This is a genomic window from Sphingobium sp. TomTYG65 (assembly GCF_055395525.1).
The window spans coordinates 1,542,558-1,566,396 of sequence record NZ_AP027330.1 but is presented as its reverse complement, the minus strand read 5'-3'; the positions used below and the strand labels follow the sequence as shown (position 1 = coordinate 1,566,396).

Below are 23,839 nucleotides of genomic sequence, written 5' to 3'. Positions count from 1 at the left end.
GTTACGGAACAGGAAACCGGACGGGCCGGATCTGAGAACGAAAAATCTGCAGCTGAACGGCAAAGAAGGGTCGTTGGTGGGGATTGGGATGAAAACGACGTTTGTTAAGCCGTCAATCGACATCTTCTCCCAAATCCCCGTCATCGATGCTTTTGCGCCGCAGCCCAACGGGGGCGTCGTATGGCACTATGGCAAGCGATCCTTCGCGATCGCTTCTGCGTCAAGGCTGAACCGGTTAACGCCCGCGTGGAGGCTGCGTGTCTGCCCTTTCCAAGAGAAGCTGCCATCCACCCCCTGCGGCAGTTTGACGACGGCAAAGAGCCTATTGCCCCGCGCTCGATAGCGCGTTTCGATCAGCCCGTTTGGATGCGGCATGGCGGCCTCCAGCCGCCTCAGCGCGCCGAGATGGGGCGCCACGTTCACCCGAGCGAAACCCGGGGCGTCAGGTTGTATACCCGCGACATAGGTCAGCAGCCCGCTTGTCGGGTGCGCCGACCAGGCATGGCTGTCGGATCGGCTCGGTTCGAATTCTTCCGGCCATGTGGTGAAGTTTTGGACCAGCAAATTTCGCCAGGTCTGCATGAGGTCGAGATAGCGATCGCCCATGCCGGCGTGGTCCAGCGCGCGCCCCAGATAGTAGGAGAAATAATAGGTCGTACCCGTAACCCCTTCCGGCGCATCGATGCCTTCGCCTGGAAGGGTGACCTTCTCCAGCACTGCACGCTGCTCGGTTGCGGGAACCAGATCATAGATGACTGCCAATGCGTTGGCATGTTGGCTGAACTGTGCCTTTGCCGGGGTATCGGCATAAAGGCCGCGCTGCGTGCTCCAGCACTGCGCTTTCAAGCCATCGGCCACACGGCGCATCTTTATGTGATTGTCGTCTGCACGCGCCCGGTCCCCCAGCGCGGTTTCCAGGTCGGCGGCATCCTGGAGCGCGCCATAATACATCATCGTGATGATGCAGCTATCCGGTCCCTTGCCATTCTTGCGCGCCATCCCGTTGAGATCTGGCCGCCAGTCGATGAACGGCCAGTGCGGCGTCGGACGGACAATGCCGTTCTCCCGAACATAGGGTGCGTACCAGTCGAGCACCGCCCGCACTCCCGGCAAGGTACGGACCAGTACGGCAGTATCTGTCTGCCGCATCCAATAATCATGGAGTGCACCGATCCACAGTAAGGCAAAAGGCGGAATGGCGTTCTTGTTGGTTTCGGGCCAGGCCGACTGGGGTATGCCCTCAAGCTGCCGCGAGGAGTCAAACGCATCGAGCGCTTGTACCGCCAGGCGCGTATCGCCTGCGACATCGTAGGACAGCAGCATCTGCAGCCGTGTATCACCGATATATTGGAGCTGTTCCCAATACGCCGTGTCCATATAGGTTTCATGCGCGTCGAGCAGTGCGGTCCGCCAGCCGATCTGCCAAATGCGATTGAGTTGCTCGTCGTCACTGACGAACTTGCCCTTTTGGATGAAGGGATAGCCGGTCTCATAAGTGTCAAAACCATCGAGTGTGAGTGGCTGAACACCCGTTTTGACCTTGAGTTCGACAAATCGCCACGCACGCCACCAGAAAGGGGCGAAGGTCCGGCCCCGGCCTCCATCGATGTTGAACGTGTCGGTTACGCCCAGCGCGAGGCCGTCGGCGACGCGCGCGCGATCCTCGAAGCGCAGCGGTGCACTCTTAGGGCCGCCCCGGCGTCTGGCCGGATCGTAAAGCGCTTCGGTATAGGTGACCGTGACCTGCCCGCCCGCTCCACCAGTAGTGCGCAGCGCCGGATAGGCTGCAAGGAGACGTCCAGCGTCGATCAGGATGGCTGCTTCGCTATGCGCGGGAATGGTCAGGGGAGCTTTGGGAAAGCGCCCCCCATTCTTAATCCCGGTCGTACGAACGACTTGGCCGCTCGCGACGCGATCATAGCGCATCTGCGGAAGGGTGTCCGCGACCAAGGTCCAGGGCTGCAGCCCAGTAAAGGCAGGCGAGGCCGCACTCCACCCTTGCGCGCTCGTGCGCGGCGCGTTCCAGTCGGCAGCCTGTCGCGCGCCGTTGATCGTTTCCGGTCCGCCAGCTGCGTAGAAGGTGGGACCAACCTGCGGAATAAGCTGAGCCATCCAGCCGCCGACATCGCGAGAGGCGTCGACGCGAACTTGCCAGGCAGTACCAGTGTCGATCAGCGGCGCCTGATTGGGATCGACCGCTGCCAGGGAAAATGCCGTGATGCCGGCACTGATCTGGGCCAGTGGAGCAAGATTGCCGTCGCTCCACACTTTCGCGGCGACCAAGTTGTCGCCCGGGCGCAGATATGGGGCCAGATCGACCTCTTCATAGCGCCATCGTCTTAGATCGCCGCGCGATGGCCCAGCCGCGATCCGCTGGCCGTTAACATAGAGTATGAAGCGCTGGTCGGCGCTGACCTTTACAAGAAAGCGGTCCGGTCGGTTTTGCAGCTTCACATCCCTGCGAAAGTCGAGCGCGATCGGTGCTTTGGCGGCATCTGCCGTTCGCGCCGCCGGTGTGCTGATCCATTCCGCCGCATCCGCAACATGTGCCACGGAAACAAGCCCGGCCGTCATCATCGCAACCCAATGCCGCATGATCATCCATCCTCTCCAATCTAAAGTCAGCGCGACGATAATCAGGCGCGGGGCCAGCGCCCCTTGAGCCATTTGCGTGTGTCGTTCAGAACCGCCTGATCCTCCGGCGTTTGTTGGCCAAAGCCAGCATGCGGCATGGCCTCGCTGACGAAGAGATCTGCCTCGATGCCAGCGGCTCTTAGAGCTGCATGCATCCTGACCGTATCAGACAGCAGGCGGTCCCGTGTTCCCGTGACCAGATGCGTCGGCGGAAAGGCTGTCGCAAGATCGCCGAAAAGCGGTGAAAGATAAGGCTGACGCGGATCATTGCCATTGAGGTAGAGTTCGGTCGATCCAACGCCATCGGGGTCGCGCAGAACGGGGTCGAGACCATAGAGCACCCGCCAGCTGTCGCCCGCATTGGTCAGGTCAGTCACTGGAGTCTGGAGAACCAGTGCGCCTGGTTTTTCCAAGCCAGCATCCCGTATCTTAAGCATCAAAGCCGCGGCCAGATTGCCGCCAGCTGACCCGCCCGAGACCAGGATGTCTTTCGCCCCATACTCTTTGAGCAATGCGCGATAGGCCGCGAAACAATCGTCCAGACCTGCGGGAAAAGGATGTTCCGGCGGCATCCGATAATCCACGGCATAGGTTACGCCACCATATTGCATCGCCGTAATCTTGGCCAAAGCCATGGCGGCGCGACCGCCAAAGAGTACCCAGCCGCCACCGTGAATGCTAAGATGCGCCTTGCGGCGACCAGCTTCGCTCAGGCCCTTGGGGGTAGCCACATAGACTGTTGCTCCACCCATCTGCCGCGTCTCCACCTCAACGCCGGGAATTTTCAGGATCATTTCAACGGGCAGGGGGGCGTTGCCCGCCGCAACATAAGCGTGCCAGCCCGCTGCATCCTTTATCGCCGGCACAGGCAGCGCCGGTGGTTGCGTCGCGCCCTTGCGCAGGTAATCCTGCGCGGCCTTGCTGATCGTGGAGGGTGGGGGGAAACTCCGGGGCGAGGAGATGTGGTTGGCTGCATCGGGCTTCGTTGAGCCATGCGCCGGGCCGTTCGCCAAGGACACGATGCCGGCTGTTGCGGCTGCGGCCAGCAGGCCTCTTCGATCCATCTCTTTGTCATCCCTGCTCATCGACCCCTCCTTTTTATCATCCGACGTCGTTCGATTGCCACGTGAGGAGTGGGCACTGCAAGTGGCTAAATTGATATTCCGCTTATCGGCGAGTTAGGGTGCGGAAGCCGACGTTCATAGCTTGCATAAAGACTGACCGGCTTTGGTCGGGAGCTGACGTCGCGCGAGCGGCAGCTTTCCCAGCGTCGTCTCGGCAGCGGACATTCGCCTATCGGCCAGACTTGAGGTGCGTAGATTGAATAGCTGCCCTTCCGAACCTAGGGATCGAGATTTGGCGTTTGGACGGCAAACAAGGGTCGATCTAATCATGTTCTCCCGAACGCGCCATTGCCTCTTGCGGGAACCTGCTTGTGGAAGGCTTCGACATTCTCTAGAATGATAATTCTAATATGTAACAGGAGAGGGAATGGTCACTCGTCGGTTGGTCTTGGGCAGCATGATTTCTGGAGTGGTCGGTTTCCGGGCGACATCGCGCGCATTCGCTACCGACACTGAGAGTTTCTCAATCGGACTCTCGTCGGACGCGTCATGGCGTGCCGGCCAGGAGGGACAGCGCCGCGCCGATCTGGGAAACGGCCTGTTCCGTAATCCCATCATGGCAGGCGACTATCCGGACCCGTCGGTTCTGAAGGATGGCGACGATTATTATATGACGCATTCGAGCTTCGATGCGTCGCCCGGTCTGGTGATCTGGCATTCCCGCGATCTGGTGAACTGGGCTCCCATCGGATCTGCTCTGGAAAAGCCGCTGGGAACGGTTTTCGCGGTAGATATCGCCAAACATAATGGCCGCTACTATATCTACATCCCCTTCATGAAAGCCCCTTGGTCCAAGGAGCTTGCCGACTTCGCGAACATTTACGTGATCCATGCCGACACCATGGCCGGTCCATGGAGCGCTCCCGTCGACCTGAAGATCGGCGGCCTTATCGACCCCGGCCATGTTGTGGGCGAGGACGGCCATCGTTACCTGTTTCTGTCAGGCATCAACCGGGTGCGGCTGACCGACGATGGGCTGGCGACGGCAGGTCCGGTCGAGAAGGTCTATGATGGCTGGCACTATCCTGATGATTGGGTGACCGAGGGCTATTCGCTGGAAGGCCCAAAACTGTTCCGGCGCGGCGGTTATTTCTATCTGGTGTCGGCAGTGGGTGGCACGAGCGGCCCGCCGACCGGCCATATGGTGATCGTTGCCCGCTGCCGATCAATCCACGGCCCCTGGATTAATTGCCCGCACAATCCGATCGTGCGAACCCGCAGTGCGAAGGAAGCTTGGTGGTCGCGCGGTCACGCCACAATGGTCGAAGGCCCTCGATCCACATGGTATATGATCTATCACGGCTACGAGAAGGATTTCCGTACGCTGGGGCGCCAAAGCCTGCTCGAGCCGATCCAATGGACCGCTGATGGCTGGCCGTGCGCCATGGGTGGAGACCTGTCGACGGCTATGCCGATGCCGACCGGCATCGCTGGCGGACCGCATGGCATTGCGCGTTCAGACGATTTTGCGAAACCTGCATTCGGAACGCGCTGGTCCTTTTATGGTGGAGCCCCTGACGAAGCGCGACGCGCTTCATTTCGCGGGGGAATGCTGGAGCTTGCCGCCAAGGGCAGCACACCCGCCGATGCATCGCCTCTGACCCAGATGGTCGGCGACCACGCCTATGAGATCTCGGTCGACATGGAGGTACTGGGCGAGGCGCAAGGCGGCCTGCTGCTATTCTATAATGATCGACTGTTCCTGGGCATGGGCCATGATGGTCAGCGGATGACAACGTGGCGTGGTGGTCGTGCGAGCTTTTGGCAGGAGCCTGTCTCCGCGTCGCGGCGGATCAGACTTCGGATTGTCAACGATCGGAATATCGTCACTTTCTACTATAGTCTCGATGGCAAAAGCTGGACCCGGCACGGCATCCGCAGCGAGGTTTCAGGCTATAATGCGAATACGGTGGACGACCTGTCCTCTCTGCGGCCGGCGCTTTATGCCGCGGGGGCAGGCTCTGTCCGCTTTTCTCGCTATCGTTATCAGGCGTTGCCGCAGGGCGCGGCACTATGAGCGCGCGCGAGGAAGCAAGGTCCTCCAGGGGCAATGTTGCGTGCGGCTGGCCTCGCGGGACTGGCCGCAGCGTTGCCCGGTCGAACCATGGCAGCGATCGACCCTTTCATCCCGCAACGGGCATCCGCTCGGGTGATCATCGACAATGATTTTGCCGGCGATCCTGACGGGCTGGTAGCGCTGGCGCATCAATTGTTGACGCCCAAAACCCGCGTGGTGCTGGTCACCAGCTCTGCCCTCGATCCGAAACTGGCCGGGAATGTGCCGGTTGGTGCCACTGCCAAAGCGGGCCGAGACATCGCCCTGGAGCTGATGAGCCGCGGCAGCATGAAGCCAGTCCCCACATTGGCGGGGTCGGAAAGTTTAGGGGCTGGTCCCGCACAGATGAGCGACGCGGCGCGTGGCATCGTCGCGGAAGCGATGCGCGACGACCCACTGCCGCTTTTCATCACATGCGGCGGGCCGCTTACCAATATCGCAGCGGCCCTGCGCCAGGAGCCGGAGATTGCCAGCCGCGCGACGCTGGTCTGGATAGGTGGCGGGCGCTATCCCGAGGGAGGCTGGGAGTATAATCTCAACACCGACATCGAGGCCGCCCGGCAAGTTATAGAGCGATCAGCCATACCCATCTGGCAAATACCCCAGAACGCCTACCGTCTGATGCAAGTGTCCAATGCTGAGCTGCGCACGCGGATGCGTTCCATCTCACCATTTGGTCGCTGGCTGTATGAGCGTTTCACCAGTCCCCCATCTTTTATCGATGTCGGCGGAAGCTGGCCGCTGGGTGACAGCCCAACGGTCTTGTTGACCGCCATTTCGCAGGAAAGCAGCAACGTTCGCGAACAATGGGCTCGCCGAATAGGGAGTGATGGGCGCTACGGTGATACGACCGAAGGGCGCCGGCTCCGTGTGTTTGAGACGCTGGACCTACGGTTGACCTTTGAAGACTTTCTCGCGTTGCTCGAAATACGGACGACAAAGGGCTACTGACGGATAGTTGACGCCTCGCGAAGAATGCTAGTTGATTACCAAGGCCACGATAGTCTAGCCTGTACTATATGTGCTGATCAATGTCCGCTCTTAAGGACCGTGCTTTCGTTCTTGAGCGTCTGTAAAGGGTCGGATTGCACTAAGGCCGTCCACCGGTGACGCTTCCAGCCGGCGGCTTGTTTCTGACAGGTAAGTGCGATAACGCCCAATATGTTGGACACCACGTTCTGCTTGGCGCCAGACCCACGTCGTCTAACAATTCGCACCGATCTCCGAAGCGGTCATTCGTCCAAGTTTGCGCGGGCCATCTGTTGATGAAAAGGCCGTCGGCCGCACCTCACCGGTTAAGGTCATTTAACAGAGTTCAGCCATTCCCAATTGGTAACCATGACCCCGAGGCCGCCTTGCGCGGTTACAGGATGAGGGGCTGATTGCCACCGTTGAGTAGTTTTCCTTCCGGATAACATCAGCGGGTGGCGACCAACTGGGGACAGTCCGCTATCCGTGCCGAGTGTGGTGCCTTTCAAGCTGCTGCCCCGACTGCGCAACCAAAATCTTCATACGAGACGTAGCACCACGTGCTTGAGCACGGGCGATTGTAGCCTTTTCTCTGGCGGCTTCTGCGTTGGTGCGGAGGACGACATAGGTGCATGAGTTCATCAAAGCAGAGGTGACTTGAAAAGCAACACCCCGCCATAACACATGGTAGTTGAGGGATTGAAGGTAGTAATAACACTCTCACATGAAGCACGTAACCGCCTCTTCGAAAGAAACTACCAACACTAAGTCACCAAGTTCATCAGTTACCTCCACGTAATCGGAGAGGTCGAGGAAGCCAGTTAGTACGTTCTCGCTCATTATTGAGCGTGCTGCGATAACAGCATGGTTGCGAGCAGATGCCGCGTTTTCAAGTGCGCGTCCTTCCGGGTCTTTTACCGTTCCGGCTTGCTCATGCAGGTGAAAGTAATAATGAGGCATGCCCGATTATATCTGCGAGCCGGAGAGAGTTCATTAACCCAAGCGAAGAGATTGCTGCCTCTGCTTCGCCCCACTTTTAACCCATTTTATAGCAGGTTACACGGCTGATCCAGTAGATAACGTCTTTTGCAGCCGGGCAGTGAAATGAAATTCCTCCAAGATTTCCACACCGAACTCTCCAAATGCATTGCCACCGAAAGTGGGCGCTTCATCTGGCGCATTGAGCGTTCCGTCTTCGAAGAAATCGAAGTGATGGCGGGTCGACGTGGAATGTGCATCGAGTCAGATTCACATATCCTGTTTCTTCCCTTTGAAATCGGTGCAACTTCTACTGGAACGGTTGAATTGGTCCGGCGGTAAGCCTGTTGGCCACCATGCTCTCAAGCATTTGGCAGGCTGAAGTTGCATGATGAAGAGCTGTCGGATGAATGCGTCGGCGAAACGCAATAGACGGAAGAGCCCGACCAACACGCGGGGATAAAATGACCCCCACCGATTGCGCGGTGAGGGTCAGCAGAAGCGTCCTGCTTAATGCAGTAGCCTCGGGTCGCGGAAGCTAAATACCATGTCCGTTGCAAACACGCACTGGAAATTATGAGCAGCAAGGCGATTGCTGTTCAAACGTACAAAACCAGATGCCTATGGTCATTTTTCCTGTATGACGCCGGTCAGCGGAGCGCTGTTTTGGCTGCACCGCGCTGGGCCGGGCTGTGGTTCTGGGTCGCACCTTCATCTGCTCGGCCCAGCAAAATCGCAGCCAACCATTCCGTCTGACATTGATCGGCGACCCATTGGCAAACTGAAGATGACCGCCAGTTTCTTCAGTGGACACACAACATTACCAATAGCGGCCGGTGTTCAGGCACTGTTGCCACCGGCGCATGGCGCGCATCTTACCTGTCGTGTCCGAGGAAAGGGCCGCGTCCGCCTGATATTTCTGCTGACACTCCACCTTTAGACTGGCCGCTGGGGAGGGCGTGGCAGGTTTCGCAACCGCAAGGCCCAGCAGCGCCTTCATCTCGGGGGAGGTGGCGAGTTGGGGCGCGGTTTGGCCGTCCTTATTGCGAAGATTCCGTTTAGCTCCGTGATCCAGAAGGATCTTGGCCAGGGCAACGCGATCCCGATCGGCTGCATGATGAAGTAACGTCCAGCCATATTGGTCCTGATCGTCAACGCCTACACAATCCTCGATCAATCCGGTCAGTTCGTCAGGATGATTGTACCAGATCGCATCTTTGGCTTTTAAGAAAGGACGCATGGCAGGGGAACGCCCGTCATTCACCTTTTCCGAGCGGACCATTTCGCACATGCCATTTCCGGCGCGTCGGACTGGCTGCGAGCGCACGGCTGCAGCGGTTCCGACCTGGCCAGTTGTTCCGGGCACTGTCGAAGCTTTCGCCACGGCCTTGCGGATCTCAGCTTGCACCATAGTACCGATAGCCATCTGATAAGGCGTGGCGCCCGATCGTGATTTTAGGCTTGGATCGGCACCGCGAGCGAGCAGCGCCTTTACCATTTCGAGATTGCCGGCGTCGGCTGCGTAGTGAAGAAGGCTATAGCCCTCTTCGGTTTGCATGTTCACATCGAACTGCTCGCTATCGACAATTGCCAGAGCCTCAGCGTTTTTCTTCACCCCGAGATAATAGCGTGCATCATCGAAGGGATCGCCAGCGATGGCGGCAGAAGACATCAACAAGGCCATCAGCCCGATCAGCATGTTACGGTACAAATTACCTACTCCCCCATTTGCTTACTTCGATTAGCAGCTTGTCCCTCAGTGACATTAAAATGCATCATATGTTTCTAAACGAAGGCCATTTTCTTCAGCCATCGACATTCAATCTGGTACTCGGCAGCCGTCGGCTACCCTTTCCTCGATGTATTAGGCTGTCTAGGATCAGACCCAGCTGATCTGGAATGCCACCTGCCCGTGCAGAAATGTGGTCACTCCGAAGAGTGCAGGCGGTGGCCTCACCTTCGCATAGGTTGGGAATTTGTATCCCCACCGCAACCGTGGTGTGCGCTATTCAGCGCTATCCCAAGGCATGTGCAAGACGCACAAGCCAAGGAGTAACAAGCCATGAAGAAGCTAATTTTGAGCGTTCCGATCCTCATTGTATCCGCCCTCCCGCAATTGGCCGCAGCAAAGCCCGTGGGGATCACGATGACGCATGCCCGGGCGATCGCCCTCAAGGTCGCTCCCGGCCGGATCGAAAAGGCCGAGCGCGAGCGCGAAGGCGGTGGCCTGCGCTATTCGTTCGATATCCGGCAGGGTAATAAAATCCACGAGATCGGCGTCGATGTTGCGACGGGGCGGATTGTGGAGGACAAGTTCGAAGCCCTGAACGCAAGGGATTAAAATTCGGGATGCGCATCCTGGTGGCAGAAGATGAGGAGGATACGCTGCGGTTCGTCGAGCGGGGCTTGGGCGAACTGGGGCACAACATCATCGCTGCCAACAACGGGGAGGATGCGCTTCACCATGGACTGACCGAAACGCTCGACGTCATCATTCTCGACCGCATGTTGCCGAAGATGGATGGCTTGAGCGTGCTTAAGCGGCTGCGGGCGGGGGGCGTAACGGCTCCTGTCCTCATGCTGACCGCGTTGGGAAGAATCGAGGACCGGGTTGTCGGCCTTCAGGCGGGCGCCGACGATTATCTAATAAAGCCCTTCGCCTTTAGCGAACTTGCTGCTCGGATCCAGGCGCTGGGGCGGAGGCTGGCGCCGGCGGCTGTGACGACGAAACTTTACACCAACGGCATCGAGATGGACTTGCTGACGCGCGAGGTGCGGCGCGCGGGAAAGTGCATCCTTCTCCAGCCGCGCGAGTACCGTTTGCTCGAGGAACTGATGCGCCACGCCGGCGAGTTCGTTACGCGGACCATGCTGCTTGAACGGGTCTGGGACTTCCATTTCGATCCGCAAACCAAGATCGTCGAGACGCACATGAGTCGCCTGCGAGCCAAGCTCAATGAGGGCTTTGCGCAGGACGCGATCGAAACCGTGCGCGGTGTTGGTTACCGGATGCGAGCGTCATGAGGTTGCTGCCCCGCAGCGCAGCCCGGCGCATAGCGTTGGTCGCCTTCCTTGCTTATGCCGCTGCGATGCTGCTGCTCGGGTCGGCAGTTTATTGGGCAACACATGCGGCATTTGCGCGCCAGATTGACAGCAGCATCGAGCAAGCGACGACAGCCCTGCTCGCCGAATATCGCGACGACGGCGTCAGAGGCATTTCGGAGGCTCTCATTGCGCAGCACGGACCCGGTCCTATCGCGCTCGGTACCGCGCTGTTCGATCCGGACGGCCATCGCGTCGCCGGCAACCTTGACACTAAGATGCCGCCAACAGGTTGGCGGCGGATTGTTTTCCTCGATCCGCTTGAAGGGCCCGATCCCGCGCGCGCAAAGACAACGGCGCTGGCAGGGGGCTATCGCTTGGTCGTCGCCGCCGATCTGGAATCACTCGAGTCCATCGACAGTATCATCTTGGGCCTCTTCGCCGGAGCCCTGATCGTGATCCTGCTCGTCGGGCTAATGGGCGCACTGCTACTCTCGCGCTATCTGCGGCGTCGCCTGGGCAATATCGAGACCACGGCCGTGGCGATCATGACCGGCGACATGGCTCAGCGCGCAATAGAAGGGCCGGCGGGCGATGAGTTCGATCGCGTCGCAGCTTCGCTCAACGCCATGCTCGACCGCATTGCGGCGCTGGTCGCCAACCTGAGGCAAGTGAGCGCCGACCTCGCCCATGATCTGCGTACCCCGCTGACGGCGCTGCGCAACCAGCTCGAACTGCTGCGGCAGGATGGCAGCGCCGGAGGGGCTGAGCAGGTGGACGCGGCAGTGGACCGGGCCGACGATGTGCTGGCCCTCTTCAATGCGATCCTGCGGATCTCGGAAGTCGAGGAAGGCAACCTCAGAAAAGCCTTCGCGCCGGTCGATCTTTCAACGCTCGCCACCGATCTAAGCGAAACCCTGTCTCTTCTTGCGAGCGATGGTGGACGTTATCTGGACACGGCCATCGATCGCGGCCAGATCGTTACGGGCGACAGAGAACTACTTGCTCAGGCCATTATCAACCTTGTCGAAAACGCGCTCCGCCATACGCCACCCGGGTCCCGCGTAAAGCTTGGCGTGCGGCGCAAGAAAGGCGGCGTGGCACTGGAAGTGAGGGATAATGGCCCAGGAATCCCAGAAGCTGACTTGGCACGCGTGCAGCAACGCTTCGTTCGGCTCGAACCTGCACGCGCAACGCCGGGACATGGCCTCGGCCTCAGTCTGGTGTGCGCCATTGCTGAAGCACATGGGGCCTGCCTCTCACTCGATAATGCCCGCCCAGGTCTGATCGCGACTCTGATCTTCCCCGAAAGGATCCTGTCTTGAGGGTCCTCCCCACTCTCGTTTTCACAACGCTTCTGGCGGGATGTGCAACCTATGCGCCTTCCCCTTTGCCGGACAATCCTGCCCTCCTTGCGAGCCCGGTAGCCGCCGTGCTGGAGCCCGCCGCGAGCGCGATTGAGAGGCCATGGCTGAAACCAGCCCGCGTTGATCTCTCGGCGCCGTTAACGCCTGAAGGTCTTGCAGCGCTCGCGGTAGTCAATAATCCTGATCTTAAGGCATTGCGCGACCGGGCCGGTGTAGCCGATGCGCAGGCCTTCGCCGCCGGCCTTCTGCCGGACCCCAGTTTCAGCATCGGGGCAGATAAGGTGCTGAGCGGTCCCGACACCATGCTGGGCATCGCCTCAAGCTTGGGTTTCGACATTAATGCGCTTCGCACGCGCGCCGTCACGCGGCAGCAAGCCCGGGCAGAGGCGCGCAAGGTCCGGCTCGATCTCGCCTGGAGCGAATGGCAGACCTCGGGGCAAGCGCGGCTCCAGGGCGCACGGATCGTGTCGCTGGAGCGCCAGCTAGCCATTGATCAGGCGAGCCGTGATTCTACCCAGGCCATGTTCGACCGCATGCTCCGCGCCGCTGGGCGCGGCGACATTGGCGGCGAACAGGTGCAGGGCGCTCGACTCGCTGCGTTCGATGCCGCCGAGCGGCTACGCAATGATGAGAAGGAACTAAGCGCGGCGAGGTTTGAACTCGCCAAGCTGATCGGTTTTCCGCCTGATCGAGCCCTGCAACTCGTTTCAGCGCCGCTTCCGCCGGGCCTGCCGGAGGCTGGCGTTCTGTTCGAGATCGCCCAGCAACGTCGGACCGACCTGCAGGCGCTGCGAGCGGGCTATGCGGCACAAGAGGCAGCTGTCCACAAGGCTGTGCTCGCCCAGTTCCCGACGCTTGACCTTACCGTCAATGCCGGCCGCGACACCGCCGGCAACGTCACGCTCGGCCCGGCAGTGTCATTCACGCTTCCCTTGTGGAATCGCAATCGCGGCGGGATCGCGGTCGAACGCGCAACCCGCGCCGCGCTCAAGACAGAATATGAAGCGCGCCTTTTCCAGACACGCGCCGAGATCGCCGCTAGCGCTGGCGGCGTCACCCTTGCGCGCCGCCAGCGCGAAGCCGTACTTGCGTCGCTGCCCGCAGTTCGACGCTACGCCCACGCGAGCGTGCGCGCCGCAGAGCGGGGCGATCTTTCAATGGCGACCGCCGCCACGGCCGAACAGGCGCTTCGCGACAAAGAGCTGCAGCTCGCTCAGGCCGAGCGAGACATTGCTGAACAGACCATCGCGCTAGAACTGCTGACCGGCACGCCGCAGGAGACATGGACACAATGAAAAGAGGTTTCTGCGTGGCTGCGCTGGCGCTCGCCGCCTGTTCGGGTGGGCAAGGGTCCGAAGAGTCGTCGGCCGAGCCGGTTGCCCTGGTCAAGCTCGCCAAGGCTGAACGGGCGAAGGTGCAGGCGACAACGCGGCTCTATGGTACAGCGGAGGCCGGAGCTGCTGGCAACGCGATCCTGACCGCACCAGAGGAAGCGATCGTTGCCGCCATCGCAGCGCCCGCCGGCAGCGCCGTGTCGCGCGGGCAATTGGTTGTCCGTCTCGCCCCGAGCCCGACGGCGCGGCTTGATTTCGTCAAAGCGGCGAGCGATGCGCGCGCGGCCGAGCAGTCCTATGCGCGCGCTCAAAGGCTTCGTGCTGATGGACTGATGAGCAACGCCGAGGTGGAAGCGGCGCGCGCGGCCGCAGAATCCGCCCGCGCCACCCGCGCGAGCCTTGCTGCCCGCGCCGGCGCGCTCGCCCTCAGGGCTCCCATCGCCGGCCATGTCCAGACGATTTCCGCCGCACTGGGCAGCATGGTGCCGGCTGGTACAGCAGTAGCGACGATCAATGCCGCAGGTGATCTGCGGGCCCGCTTCGGCATCGAACCCACCCTGGCGCGCCAGATTCCCGCCGGGGCATCGATCCGCATCATGCCTTCGGAGGGCGGCTCCGGCTTCACCGCGCCAATAGTGGCAATCGATCCGACGGTCGATGCGCAGACGCGTCTCGCCTCGCTATTTGTGCGGGTTCCGGTGGCAGCCTCCGTCGGCTCGGGTCAGCCTCTCTCCGGGGACCTGTCGTTGGCCGCAGGCGGCAGCGCGCCGACCATCCCGTATGCCGCGTTGCTTGATGATGCAGGTCAGCCCTACATATTCGTCGTAACGGGCGGCAGCGCGCACCGGCGTGATGTGACGACCGGCGCGAGCGACGGCCAGCACGTCGAAATCATGAGCGGTCTGAAGCCTGGCGAGGCGGTCGTGATCGAGGGCGGCACAGCGCTCGCGGACGGTATGAAAGTCCGCACGAAATGATTCGGACCCTGAGCGCCCATTCACGCGCGATCGCGCTCGCCGCGATTCTGCTCGCGCTCGCCGGCATCATCGCCGGGCTAAAACTGCCGGTCAGCCTGTTTCCGCACATCGACTATCCCCGCGTGCTGGTCTCTATCGAAGCGGGCGACCGCGAGCCTGCCCAGATGGCCGCCGAAATCACCCGACCTGTCGAGATTGCGCTACGCGAGGTGCCTGGCGTCACTCGCCTCCGTTCCACCACGAGCCGGGGGTCGGCCGAGGTCGGAGTGAATTTCGCTTGGGGCGAGGACATGGTGGCGGCGACACTCGCCACACAGGGAGCGTTGGCGACCACGCTCCCAGACCTGCCGCAGGGTACGCGCTTCAGCGTCCGCCGGTCCGACCCGACCATCTTTCCGGTGCTCGGGCTAGCGCTCACTTCGCCCAGCCTTGATCCGGCCGCACTTCGGCAGATTGCCGAATTGCAGATTCGTCCTGCGCTCACATCGGTGCAAGGCGTCGCTGGCGTTGATGTGATCGGCAGCGCGCCCAGGGAGATTGCGGTCGACATCGACCCCGGGCGGCTGCAGGCGCTTGGCATCAGCCTGGCCGATGTCGCCGCGGCAATCGGGCGCGCAAGCATGATCCGCGGCGTTGGACGGATCGAGGACCGGCATCGCCTCTACCTTGTGCTGGTCGAAAACCGGGCGACGTCCATCGACGATATCGGTCGACTGCCGGTCAAGGCGGCAACAGCATCCCCCACTGCCCCAAATCCGCTGCCAGGCCAACCGGCCCCTCCGCCGTCGGCCTCTGTGGTAACGCTTGGCCAGATCGCCTCGATCTACCCGGCGACCGCACCGAACTTCACTCGCGTCACTTCAGGCGGACGCGATGCGGTGCTGATCAACATCCGCCAGTCTCTGACCGGAGACAGCGTCGCTATTGTGACCGCAGTCAACGCGCGCCTGAAGCAGATACAATTGCCACCAACTGTCTCAGTCACGCCCTTCTATGACCAATCGGAACTCGTGACGGGTGCAGCCAACGCCGTGCGCGACGCCATCCTGTTGGGGGCTTTTCTTGCAGGGCTGGTGCTGTTCTTGTTCCTGCGCTCGTTCCGGTTGATGGTGATCACCGGTGTTGCCTTGCCGGCCGTTCTCGCCGCCACCTGCCTCATATTGCTGGCGCTCCACATGGGGTTCAACATGATGACACTGGGCGGCATGGCCGCTGCGGTCGGCTTGGTCGTCGATGACGCCGTCGTGATGCTTGAGCACATGATGCGGCGCATGCAGGAGGGGGCGGCGAAGGACCGCGACAGTCTCCTCGCGGCGGCCGCCGAAATGGGCAAGCCGCTATATGGTTCGAGCCTTGCCACGATCATCATTTTCCTGCCGCTTGCGTTCGTCAGCGGCGTTACGGGTGGCTTCTTTAAGGCGCTTGCACTCACCATGGCAGCGGCACTGCTTCTGTCCCTGCTCTATGCGCGCTTTGTCATTCCGCTCCTCGCGGCTTCATGGCTGCGCGACAAGGATGTGCAATCGGCAGCTAAGGCCGATCGGCTGATGCACAGACTGCAGCGTGGTCACGAATGGGCAGAGCGGCGCATGCTTGGCAGGCCAGGACTGTTCGTAATCGTCACCACGGTCGCGACCGCCGGTCTTGGCTATCTCGCTTGGACCAATGTGCCGTCGGGGTTCATGCCGGCCATGGACGAAGGCGGTTTCGTCCTCGACTATAAAGCCCAGCCCGGCGCCGCCCTGACGGATACCGATCACATCCTGCGACAGGCGGAGCAGATCATCACGGCGACCCCTGAAGTCGCCAGCTATTCGCGGCGAACCGGAGTTCAGCTCGGAGGCGGCCTTACCGAAGCGGATGAAGGCGATTACTTCATCCGTCTGAAAGGCGGGTCGCGCCGCCCGATCGAGGAGGTGATGACGGACATTCGGACGCGGATCGAGCAAGAGGTTCCGGGCCTCCAGATCGAGACAATCCAGCTGATGGAGGACCTGATCGGCGATCTCACCGCGGTGCCGCAGCCGATAGAAGTGAAACTGTTCGGCGATGATCCTGTCGCCCTCAATAAGGCAGCACAGCAGGTCGGCGACGCGATCGGCCAGATATCCGGGGTGGTCGAGGTCGTAAACGGCCTGCGTGTCGCTGGCGACGCTATCGACATCCACGTGCGCCCTGGCGCGCTCGCACAGCAGGGCCTGGATGCCGACGCCTTCGCATCGCAGATTGAGGGACTGATCGGTGGGACCGAAGCGACCAGGATGCGCGCAGGAGAGCAGTTGGTCCCGATCCGGGTGCGGGCGCCAGCAGACTTGCGCCAACGCGCGGCGCAGATTGCGCAGCTGCCGCTGGTCGCGGCGGATGGCCATGGCCTCACGGTGGGGCAGGTCGCCGATGTGATGGTGCAGGCAGGCCAGCAGCAGCTAACCCGCGAGGATCTGGCTCCGTTCGTTGCAGTCACTGCTCGCCTCGAAGGACGCGATCTCGGGTCCGGAATGCACGATGTCCGCAAGACCGTCGCCGAGCTGCATCTGCCAAGCGGCATCCGCGTCGACTATGGTGGCCTTTACGCTGAGCAGCAGAAGAGCTTTGCTGACCTCAGCATGGTATTCGCCTCTGCATTGCTGCTGACGGCACTGCTGCTGACCATCTTGTTTGAACGGATCGCCTGGACCCTTGCCGCCGTCTTGACGGTCCTCTTGTCGGCCGCAGCCGTCCTGGTCGGACTCTGGATCACCGGGATCGAGCTCAACATTTCCGCGCTGATGGGCCTGACGATGGTTGTCGGCATGGTGACGGAACTGGTCATCTTCTATCTAGCTGAGCTCGACCCGGCCAGAGCGGCTGAAGAGGAGTCGCTGCGCGCCGCCGGCAGCAAGCGGTTGCGACCGATCCTTATGTCGGCATTGATCGCCATTCTCACGCTCAGCCCGCTGGCGCTTGGCTTCAGCCGGGGTGCCGGGCTGCAGCAGCCACTCGCGACCGCGATCATTTTCGGTCTTACAGCCGCGGTGCCGCTCGTGTTGCTGTTCCTTCCCGCTGCCCTGCTGCTGTTCTCCGGTCACGAGAAGAGTGCGAGGCTGCCGTAAACGCTTACGCCAAGGATCTAAGTTCATTCGGCGGCTGCACTTTGTGGAGCCTCGATCTTACGATTGCGCTGCAAGGCGCGCGCCAGCAAAGAACAGGTTGCCGCCCAGAACGCGCCGACGCACCAACCGGCCAGAACGTCGCTCGGCCAGTGAACGCCCAAATAGACGCGAGAGGTGCCGACCGCCACCGTGAGGAGAATGGCGACCGTGATGATGTAGACTCTAACCCGCCTGTCTTTCTCAGCGCGGGCCAGCAATGCTCCCAAAGTTAGGTAGGTGATCGCGGAGTTCATGGCGTGACCGCTCGGGAAACTCGCGGTGTGGGCTTCGACCAGATGCGCCACCAGATCCGGCCGGGGGCGTGCATAGCCGGATTTGAGCAGGCTGCTGGCGAGAGCGCCTCCGGCGATCGCCAACAGCAGGAACAATGCTGTCCCGTTCCGGCGCGCTGCAATCAGATAGCCCGCAATGATGGCGGTCAGGAGAGTGAGTACCGTCACCCCGCCGATCGCTGTGACATCGATCATGGCTGTTTGGAGCCAGGCGGGGCCGACCGGGACTGCCAAATCGGTTCTATGACGCAAAACGAGGAGGATAAGCCTGTCCAGGGCGAACTGGTCACCCTCCATAATCTCTGAACCCAGTTTAAGGAACGCGAAGCCACAGATCACGACGACCAGAAAAACAATCAGGATGCGACTGTCGATCCGATGTCCGCTGAAGGGACGGAAGTGGGCAAACGGCATGACGGACACGCTCCGCTACAGGCTGGGGTGGATGAAACGCCTTTCCAAGCAAGAGGGTGCCTGTCCCGGCACTGCGAGGCCTCTGAAACCCGGCGAATTTGGTTGAGAAAGTCCGTTGCTTCAAAATTTCATCGCCATCGCCATCGCGACGCCTGCGCCGTGGCCGTCGCCCCAGGGGAGATCCGCGTCGGGCGATGCTGATGCTGCAGGATCTGGTGCTCGGCTCTCCCCTGCGAGCAGCGGCCTTGGGCAACACCATTTTTGAGGGTAGCGCACGGCTAGAATGGGCCAGTGATGCAGTCGACCTGTTCTTGGATGGTGCACGAGTGCGCTGACAGAGAGTCTGGCTGCACGTTGTGAAATCTGACATTTGCGTGTGCGGCTCGTACCTTGCGGCTCGAAGACGTTCAGGCACAACGGTGCCGGCGCGCGCCGCCCTGGCTGCACCCGACGCTCGGACGTGTGCTCAACTCGAATGTATTTCGAGACGAAGTTCAGGATGAGCGCTGCCGCGGATCAGGCGGCTTTGCGTCGATCTTCGTCAGCGTGCCAGTTCAATGGCAATATTTCGTGGAGACGGTTCTGGGAAATACCTTTGAACGAGGCGGCTCCGTAGACGCAGCGTGAGTGACCGGCCTTGTCGCAGTCCGACGTTCATGTTGGAGCCGCCGAACGGCTTGAGTTGGTCGACACCTGCCGGGATAGCAGACCGTCAGCAGCTGGGGACCAAAATTTGGCTCTTGAGAGTCTTAAATGGGTCGATATCGCCTTGAACGCGGCCTATCACGTCTCGTTGAAATGCGCGCAGTCGCTCGGCACGCGCTAATTCGTCCTCCGTCTCACATTTCCAGACGATCGCGACCTTCCAGCCCAGCTGCTCAAGCTCTTGCACGACGCGCGCGTCCCGGGCCACACTGCCGGAGATTTTCGCGCGCCAATATTCACCATTGGTTTTGGCTTGACGCGCGCCATGCTTACAGTCCTGTCATGCCAGAAGCAGCCATGCGCGAATATGACCTTCGCGCGGCCAGGGAAGGAGAGGTCCGGCGAAACAGGCAGGTCCTTACGGTGCAGGCGGTAGCGATCGCTGATCACCGCCGATAAGACCAAGCGCGTGCCGCGCGACAGCAGGTTGGCCGGCGAGCATCTCGGCAAGATCATCGGTGGCTTCGCGGCCATTCTCCAAAAACGGCGACGAAACGATGGGTAGCCAACTCTTGGACATGCTTGGGTTGGCCCGGACGAACCTGAACTGAGCTCTTGGGGTCGATAATGCGAGACCAGATTAGGAATGCCGTCCCGTCAAGCCATCCGGCTATACAGAAACAATATGGTTCTGTTCGCTGCGTGTCAAAGCCGCCTTTGAGCTATGCCGTGCCATTTGGCGAGATAGGAGCGGCAGCAGATGCCGCAGCATGCGGTCGACCAGAAAGTCATTATCTTATAGCGATGAATATGGGGCAGGGGCAGCCAATTCATGCGCCTGGCCTCCTGGATCAATTCTCTAAGAAATCTTCTTTATTGGCATAACCGCCATGGCGCCGACCAATGCAAGTGCGGATGCTGCGACGAATACCGCCGGGTAATTGCCGCCCTGCACGGTGCCGATCGCCAGGAAGGTCGGAGCAATGAGCGGGGCCAGCGATTGCGGTAGAGTATTGGCGATCTGGAAGATGCCCATATCCTTCGCGCTGTTGTCCGGGTCGGGAAGAACGGCCGCCACCAAGGCAAGGTCGACCGCATAATAAACGCTCATGCCGACGCCTGCGATGGCCGACCCCATCAGGAACTGAAGCACGGTCTGCGCCATGCCGATGGTCAGAAGCCCAACGGCCCCGATCATCGCGGCGATGATGACGAAAGGTTTGCGCCTTCCAATCCTGTCAGACAGCCATCCCGAGAGGGGCGACACCGCGATGGTGATCGCTGCGCCGATGCTGCCATTGATGAACATCAGCCGGGGGACGTCCGACATCGGCTGATGAAGCCGATCCGACAGGAAATAGACAGCGTAAACCTGAATATAGGACATGCCCATGATGACAAGAAAGCGGCTGATCCATGCCCAGTAGAAACCGGGATGTTCGCGCGGGTTGATACTGAACGAAGCCAGAAACTGCCGGAAGCCGCCGGAAGCCTTGACCATGGGGGGGGCGGGCCCGTCCTTGAACATCGGCAGGATCACCGCGACGCTGAGGACCGTGCCCAACCAGGGGGCCATGAACAGCAGATAGGGGCTGGCCGCCGTGAATTGGGTGAGGAATGTGCCCGTCATCACCCCCACGATTATGGTGAGGCCTAAGAGGCCTGACACTCGGCCCCGCTGTGCTTCGGGCACCTGATCCGGCAACAGGGCGTTGAGAGCGGCCTGATTGGCGTTGAAGCCGATCTGGGCGATCACCCATCCCAGGCCGAACAACATGATGTTGCTTGTAGCGCTCATCAACAAAAGGCCCGCGCCGCCCCCGGCGACGCCGACAATCATCCATAGCTTGCGCCGGCCGATGCGCGCGGTTGTGCGATCGGAAATATAACCCCAGACAGGGGTCGCGATGATCGAGGCGAGCGCGCCAATGCCAAGGATCATGCCAAGCTGGCTCATCTTGTGCGCGGGATCGGCGATTTGCGCGATGCGCATGGCGATCGTCAGCGTGACCGGGGTGATGAGTCCCAGCCAGTTGCCGCATTGAGCGATCCAATAGGCCGCGATGAATGCACCGCTTGCGCGACCGTCGGCCGTGGTCGCCATTCAGAGAGCCTGGATCATGGCGACGTCGGCCGCGAACTGACGCAGGGGCTGGCTGGTCGATTGACCGCCGTTGAGCGCGGCATGCGCCCGCAACAACGCTGCGCGCTCCACGCTTTCATAGACTAGTGACAGCTTCCGTTCGCCCTTTGCGTTGGCGATCCGGAGGTCCGAGGGACTGGCCGATCCATCGCCCCGCAGCGCCAGCCGCAGCGTGCGACCAAAGCCAAGCGCGTCGATCCGCTGGCCCGCGCCGCCGCTGCCGATCGTCGCCATGCCTTCGAAAAGCTTTTCGCCCGCCGTGCCGCGCACGACTACGGCATGGGATGCCTGCCACAGATGGGTAAGCGTTAGCCGTTGGCCCAGCGCGTGCGCCGTGCGCACCATGTCGAGCGCGGCATCGGCGGGTGTGGCGAAGTCGCACACCTGACTAATCAGGATGGTCGATGTCGCGGCCAGATGCTCGATCAGGTCGGCACGGTGGCGCAGCAGCGTCGGATCGCCCGCATAGCGTTCCGCCAGTTCCACGACCGCGCCGGCTTGCTCGGTCCGATCAGCGAGTTTCAGGATCGCGTCTGCGTCGGTAATGCCGGGATCGGCGATGATGACGCCGCATGCGCCTGCGTCGATCGCCGCCGTCGCGCGCGCCGCCCAGTCGCCGTTACCAGCAATGAACATGACCGAAGCGGAAGCGCTGTTATCTGACGCCCGATAAGACATGGGAAGGGTAGCGAGCGTCTTGCCGAGCCTTTGTGCAAGGCCGGGCGCTTCGGCGGCGATGGTCAGTGAAAGGGTCATGACAGCTCTCCGATCGCGCTCGCGCTGGCTTTCTTGGCGACATCGATCACGAAATCGAAATCCTCTGCGACCGTGGCCAGCGAAGGCACAGCGCCTTGGTCGCGATGCGCGGCCGCATGAAGCGCCCGCCATTCTTCGACGTAGCCATTGCGGTCGAAGGGGCCAATCTGGCGGACGTCGCCTGAGGCATCGGTGATTGTCGCGACCGCCGAACCGCCATGGACATAGGATGGCGTGAAGCGGATGCGCAGCAGGTCCGTGTCGGTGACGACCTCCAAATCCCAATAGGCTTCGCCATGGCCGTGCATCGTCCCGGCAAGCTGGACCGCGCGACCGCCCGCATGACCGGCGATGAGATAACCGAAAGGTGCAAGCTGGCGGGCCGACCAGATTTCAAGGTCGCGCCAATCCGGCAGGAAAGTCCGGACCAGCGGCAGATCATGCACCGCCAGACCAAGGATCAGGGTGTGGAACATCTGGCGGATCACGTCCGGCGTCATTTCACCGGGCATGGGAAAGGCCATTTCGGGCCGCCCGGTCACCTCAGTCGCCCAGTTTTCAAACCGGTCATTAAGCGGCAGCACGATGCTGGACCGGATGCTGCGTGCGTGGGGCGAAAGATCGCCCAGCATTTCCTTCACCGCGATCCAGGCGGGATCGAACACATGCATGGCGCCCAGGATCACCGGGATGCCGGTTTCCGCCGATACTTCCGCGATCGCCCGCGCTTCATCGGCGCTGTTCGCCAGCGGCTTTTCGCACAGAACGGCTTTCTTGCCTGCGCGCAAGGCGGCGATCACCTGATCGGCGTGGCATTGTTGCGGGCTGCACACAGCGACGACATCCACCGCCGGGTCGGCGAGCATCGCTTCGAGCGACGTGGCGGAACGCGCGCCGGCACTGGCCGCGACTGCGGCGGCCAGATCGCCATTTACGTCCATCACGCAAGCGGGCGTGAACAGATCCGGAAGATGGGCGAGCGTTGGCAGGTGGATCGCCTGCGTAACCGGCCCCGCACCTGCAAAGCCGACGCCCAAGGGCTTGACCATGTTCATGCCCTGGCTCCAGCGAAATAGGGATGGGAAGCGAGAAATTCATAGGATGCGTGGGTGCTTTCCAGCGGCGTGGGCAGGTTCGGTATATCGACCTCCACCACAAACCATCCGTCGAAACCAGCGGGCAGCGCATCGAACACGGCGTCAAAATTGATGATGCCCCGACCGGGCTCGCTCCAGATATGCCGGGTGCCGATTGCCGCCATATAATCATCTTCGTAGCGTAGCGTCTGGCGGAACCCGCTGGGATCCACATCCTTCAGATGCACCGCCACCAGACGATCGGCATAGTCTGCGATCATTCTTTCCGGCACCATTCCGGCCCAGAACAAGTGGCCGGTATCAGGTCCAAAGCCGAGGTGAGAGCCGGCGGTCATGTCAAGCACGCCGCGCGTTTCCTCCTCAGTCTCGACAATCATCGCGATATGCGGATGAAGGGCAAAGCGGACGCCTTCTAAAAAGCCGGCATCAGCCACAAGAGCCAGCGTTTCTGCTATTCGCTTGGTCCGTTCAGCCGATGCGTTGTCGCCAACGGCGGGATTGGTGAAGCGGGTCATGTCGATGTTGCCGGCAACGAACGTGCTGTCAACGCCCAGTGCGGCCAGCGTGCCCGCATGCGCCTTTGCCTGTTCGACAATGGCCGCCTGCTTGGCAGCGACATGAAAATCTCCAGCAAAATAGCCGGGAGCGGGAGTGAAGCCGAATTCGTCCAGGATCGACTTGTAGTCCGCAACGCTCATGTCCCCCGGAACGTCGGTGTGGAGCGAGCGGAAGCCGGTCTTCACCAGATCGGTCAGAGCTTCGCGCAGATTCTGTTCGGTGACGTGCGGCCCCATCGGACCAGTCACCCAGGGGAGCGGGTTGATTGCGACGCGTTTCAATGGACATCCTCCGTTGCGGCTTGCAACCGCTGCGCCCGAACCT

At 61.2% G+C, this 23,839-nt stretch carries 19 protein-coding genes; 9 read left to right on the top strand and 10 right to left on the bottom strand.

The genetic code is table 11. From position 1 onward, the window contains the following. Positions 1-186: 186 nt before the first annotated feature. Positions 187-2,601 (bottom strand): alpha-L-rhamnosidase-related protein, encoded by a 2,415-nt coding sequence (locus tag ACZ5Y5_RS07680; protein WP_464808067.1) that lies wholly within the window; start codon positions 2,599-2,601, stop codon positions 187-189. Between the two features lie 35 nt (positions 2,602-2,636). After that, positions 2,637-3,719, bottom strand: coding sequence for an alpha/beta hydrolase (locus ACZ5Y5_RS07675; RefSeq protein ID WP_464808066.1), 1,083 nt, complete (start codon positions 3,717-3,719; stop codon positions 2,637-2,639). A 406-nt stretch (positions 3,720-4,125) separates the two neighbouring features. Between ACZ5Y5_RS07675 and ACZ5Y5_RS07670 the strand changes: the two genes are divergently transcribed. Both ACZ5Y5_RS07670 and ACZ5Y5_RS07665 read left to right on the top strand, forming a co-directional pair. Further along, positions 4,126-5,775 (top strand): family 43 glycosylhydrolase, encoded by a 1,650-nt coding sequence (locus ACZ5Y5_RS07670; RefSeq protein WP_464808065.1) that lies wholly within the window; start codon positions 4,126-4,128, stop codon positions 5,773-5,775. Between the two features lie 87 nt (positions 5,776-5,862). Beyond that, positions 5,863-6,765, top strand: a complete 903-nt coding sequence (locus ACZ5Y5_RS07665) for a nucleoside hydrolase (RefSeq protein ID WP_464808064.1) — start codon at positions 5,863-5,865, stop codon at positions 6,763-6,765. A 738-nt stretch (positions 6,766-7,503) separates the two neighbouring features. On the opposite strand, the gene ACZ5Y5_RS07660 is transcribed toward ACZ5Y5_RS07665, so the two are convergent. After that, positions 7,504-7,743 carry a DUF6894 family protein gene (locus tag ACZ5Y5_RS07660; RefSeq protein WP_464808063.1) on the bottom strand — a complete coding sequence of 80 codons (240 nt, stop codon included), beginning with the start codon at positions 7,741-7,743 and terminating at the stop codon, positions 7,504-7,506. A gap of 144 nt (positions 7,744-7,887) precedes the next feature. Here ACZ5Y5_RS07660 and ACZ5Y5_RS07655 point away from each other — a divergent pair, with 144 nt between their 5' ends. Next, positions 7,888-8,103 carry a hypothetical protein gene (locus ACZ5Y5_RS07655; RefSeq protein ID WP_464808062.1) on the top strand — a complete coding sequence of 72 codons (216 nt, stop codon included), beginning with the start codon at positions 7,888-7,890 and terminating at the stop codon, positions 8,101-8,103. A gap of 478 nt (positions 8,104-8,581) precedes the next feature. Here the strand turns inward: ACZ5Y5_RS07655 and ACZ5Y5_RS07650 are convergent, their stop codons facing one another. Then, the gene (locus tag ACZ5Y5_RS07650) at positions 8,582-9,460 is read right to left on the bottom strand and encodes an ankyrin repeat domain-containing protein (RefSeq protein WP_464808061.1); all 879 of its coding nucleotides are present in this window, start codon (positions 9,458-9,460) and stop codon (positions 8,582-8,584) included. A gap of 363 nt (positions 9,461-9,823) precedes the next feature. Here ACZ5Y5_RS07650 and ACZ5Y5_RS07645 point away from each other — a divergent pair, with 363 nt between their 5' ends. From ACZ5Y5_RS07645 to ACZ5Y5_RS07620, 6 genes are all read left to right on the top strand, one after another. Next, positions 9,824-10,102 carry a PepSY domain-containing protein gene (locus ACZ5Y5_RS07645; RefSeq protein ID WP_464808060.1) on the top strand — a complete coding sequence of 93 codons (279 nt, stop codon included), beginning with the start codon at positions 9,824-9,826 and terminating at the stop codon, positions 10,100-10,102. An 8-nt stretch (positions 10,103-10,110) separates the two neighbouring features. Then, positions 10,111-10,785, top strand: coding sequence for a response regulator transcription factor (locus tag ACZ5Y5_RS07640; protein ID WP_464808059.1), 675 nt, complete (start codon positions 10,111-10,113; stop codon positions 10,783-10,785). Continuing rightward, positions 10,782-12,128 (top strand): sensor histidine kinase, encoded by a 1,347-nt coding sequence (locus ACZ5Y5_RS07635; RefSeq protein WP_464808058.1) that lies wholly within the window; start codon positions 10,782-10,784, stop codon positions 12,126-12,128. The genes ACZ5Y5_RS07640 and ACZ5Y5_RS07635 overlap by 4 nt, the downstream gene beginning before the upstream one ends. 65 nt (positions 12,129-12,193) lie before the next feature. Continuing rightward, on the top strand, positions 12,194-13,465 hold the full coding sequence (locus tag ACZ5Y5_RS07630; RefSeq protein WP_464808057.1) for a TolC family protein: 1,272 nt from the start codon (positions 12,194-12,196) through the stop codon (positions 13,463-13,465). Next, positions 13,462-14,481: an efflux RND transporter periplasmic adaptor subunit gene (locus ACZ5Y5_RS07625; RefSeq protein ID WP_464808056.1), complete on the top strand. Its 1,020-nt coding sequence runs from the start codon at positions 13,462-13,464 to the stop codon at positions 14,479-14,481. The genes ACZ5Y5_RS07630 and ACZ5Y5_RS07625 overlap by 4 nt, the downstream gene beginning before the upstream one ends. Next, positions 14,478-17,570: an efflux RND transporter permease subunit gene (locus tag ACZ5Y5_RS07620; RefSeq protein ID WP_464808055.1), complete on the top strand. Its 3,093-nt coding sequence runs from the start codon at positions 14,478-14,480 to the stop codon at positions 17,568-17,570. The genes ACZ5Y5_RS07625 and ACZ5Y5_RS07620 overlap by 4 nt, the downstream gene beginning before the upstream one ends. 23 nt (positions 17,571-17,593) lie before the next feature. Here the strand turns inward: ACZ5Y5_RS07620 and ACZ5Y5_RS07615 are convergent, their stop codons facing one another. The 6 genes from ACZ5Y5_RS07615 to ACZ5Y5_RS07590 form a co-directional block, all read right to left on the bottom strand. Further along, a complete protein-coding gene (locus tag ACZ5Y5_RS07615; protein WP_464808054.1) occupies positions 17,594-18,316 on the bottom strand; it encodes a phosphatase PAP2 family protein in 723 nt (240 codons plus the stop codon). 822 nt (positions 18,317-19,138) lie between these two features. Next, positions 19,139-19,477, bottom strand: coding sequence for a hypothetical protein (locus ACZ5Y5_RS07610; protein WP_464808053.1), 339 nt, complete (start codon positions 19,475-19,477; stop codon positions 19,139-19,141). A gap of 343 nt (positions 19,478-19,820) precedes the next feature. Beyond that, the gene (locus tag ACZ5Y5_RS07605; protein ID WP_464808052.1) at positions 19,821-21,065 is read right to left on the bottom strand and encodes an MFS transporter; all 1,245 of its coding nucleotides are present in this window, start codon (positions 21,063-21,065) and stop codon (positions 19,821-19,823) included. Further along, the gene (locus tag ACZ5Y5_RS07600) at positions 21,066-21,860 is read right to left on the bottom strand and encodes a hypothetical protein (protein WP_464808051.1); all 795 of its coding nucleotides are present in this window, start codon (positions 21,858-21,860) and stop codon (positions 21,066-21,068) included. Continuing rightward, entirely contained in the window at positions 21,857-22,915 is a 1,059-nt protein-coding gene (locus tag ACZ5Y5_RS07595; RefSeq protein ID WP_464808050.1) for a Gfo/Idh/MocA family protein, read from the bottom strand. Before ACZ5Y5_RS07595 ends, ACZ5Y5_RS07600 begins: the two co-directional genes overlap by 4 nt. Then, on the bottom strand, positions 22,912-23,796 hold the full coding sequence (locus ACZ5Y5_RS07590) for a sugar phosphate isomerase/epimerase family protein (protein WP_464808049.1): 885 nt from the start codon (positions 23,794-23,796) through the stop codon (positions 22,912-22,914). Before ACZ5Y5_RS07590 ends, ACZ5Y5_RS07595 begins: the two co-directional genes overlap by 4 nt. Between the last annotated feature and the right edge of the window lie 43 nt (positions 23,797-23,839).